Source organism: Paenibacillus sp. BT-177 (assembly GCF_025846815.2).
GTDB classification, from domain to species: domain Bacteria; phylum Bacillota; class Bacilli; order Paenibacillales; family Paenibacillaceae; genus Paenibacillus; species Paenibacillus polymyxa_C.
Window position 1 is genome coordinate 1 of sequence record NZ_JAOYTP010000030.1, and the last position, 1,842, is coordinate 1,842.

Genomic DNA, 1,842 nt, shown 5'->3' on the forward strand with positions numbered 1-1,842 from the left:
GCCGCGCAGCTCCCCAGCGCTTACGTCTCTTTCAGCGACATAGTACGCCACCAGTTGGTTTTGTCCCTGCTCGTCCGCTTGGGCCAGTACGATGACCTCTTGCACGTCTTCCACTTTCAAGATTTGTGCCTCGACTTCGCCCAGTTCGATCCGGTAGCCCCGGATTTTTACCTGATGGTCGATCCGGCCCAAATATTCAATGTTGCCGTCTGGCATCCATCTCGCCAAGTCCCCCGTACGGTACATTCGTTCATAGCCTGCTTCACCCGCCGCAAACAGGTTCGCTACAAATTTCTCGGCCGTCAGCTCTGGTCGATCCAGATAACCACGCGCCAGACCCGGACCGGACACGCACAGTTCACCTGCTACGCCGACCGGCGCCAAATGTCCATGCACATCCACCATGTATACCCGGTGATTCGGCACAGGACGTCCGATGGAAATGAGTTGTCCTGCCCGCTCATCCTCGGATACCGGCCAAATGGATGTTGCCACCGAGTTTTCGGTTGGACCATAGCCATTGTAATACGCCACCTGATCCTTCCACTTGTATACCAGCTCTGTGGAAGAGGCTGAACCGGCAGTGAACAGAATACGCAGGCTTGGCATCCGCTCTGGCTTCAGATACACCGCATAGGTCGGTGGCAAAGCGGCCACCGTAATGTGGTGATCCGCCATATATTGCTCAAACCGCTCGTAGTTCAAAATCGTCTCTGTTGTTGGCACATATAACGTAGCCCCGCAGAACAGCGCTTGGAAGATTTCCCAGCAAGCCGCATCGAACGAATAGCTGGCAAACAGCAACGCATGATCCGTTGTACTAATCTTGAGTGTCTGATCAAAATACGTTTTCAGATTGCACAGCCCGTGGTGCTCCAGCATAACGCCCTTCGGCTGCCCGGTTGTACCCGACGTATAGATTACATACGCCAGATCGTTCGGACCAGACAGCGGCTCCAGATTGGAACCATCCTCGTGGTACACGGTTTGTGCTCCATCCAATACCAGTACTTGACCGTCGATAGCTACTTTGTCTACCAGATGACTTTGTGTTAACAGCAGCTTCGCACCCGAGTCGTCCAGCATATAGCGGATACGTTCCTCTGGATACGTCGGATCAATGGGCACATATGCACCTCCGGCTTTTAAAATCCCGAAGATACCCACAATCATGTCTACCGAACGCTCGGTCATCAGACCCACCAAACGATCCTTCGTCACCCCTTGACTGCGCAAGGTACGAGCCAATCGATTGGCGCGTTCATTCAGCTCGCGATAAGTCAGCTGCTCTCCTTCAAAGAACAAGGCTGTCTGCTCCGGTGTCTGTGCAGTTTGCACTTCGAACAAGCCGTGAATCGTTTGTTTACTTGGATAGGCTACCGCTGTATTTCCCCATACCTCAACGATCTGCTTACGCTCCTGCATCGTAACCATGTCCAGTTCATGTACGCGAATGTTCGGATTGGCTATCACCTGTTCCAGCAACTGCACCAGATGACCTCGAATTTGCTCGACACTTTCCCGTTCAAAGGCCAAGGCATTATAGCCAAAGCTCATGTGAATGGTGTTCCCCGGCAGCACTACCACGTTAAAGTCATAGTTGGTCTGCTCGACAGACTCGGCTCCTGTGATCGTGAAGCTGGACGCCTCACTACTACCTAATTGCTCTATTTGTTCCTCTACCGGATAGTTTTCAAAAATAAGAATATGATTGATCAAATCCTGCTTAAGCTCCGACAACCCCTGAATTTCATACAACGGATACGTATCATACACATGGGAAGCAATCGATTGCTCCTGGGTTTGCTTCATCACGTCGGAGAATACGCTGTCCACCTGACT

Annotated in this window: 1 protein-coding gene; it reads right to left on the reverse strand. The window is 51.9% G+C overall.

Annotation, left to right across the window (positions count from 1 at the left end; all coding sequences use genetic code 11):
- Positions 1-1,842: amino acid adenylation domain-containing protein (locus tag OIU26_RS25770; protein ID WP_264218411.1), on the reverse strand; the 1,842-nt coding region annotated here is incomplete at both ends.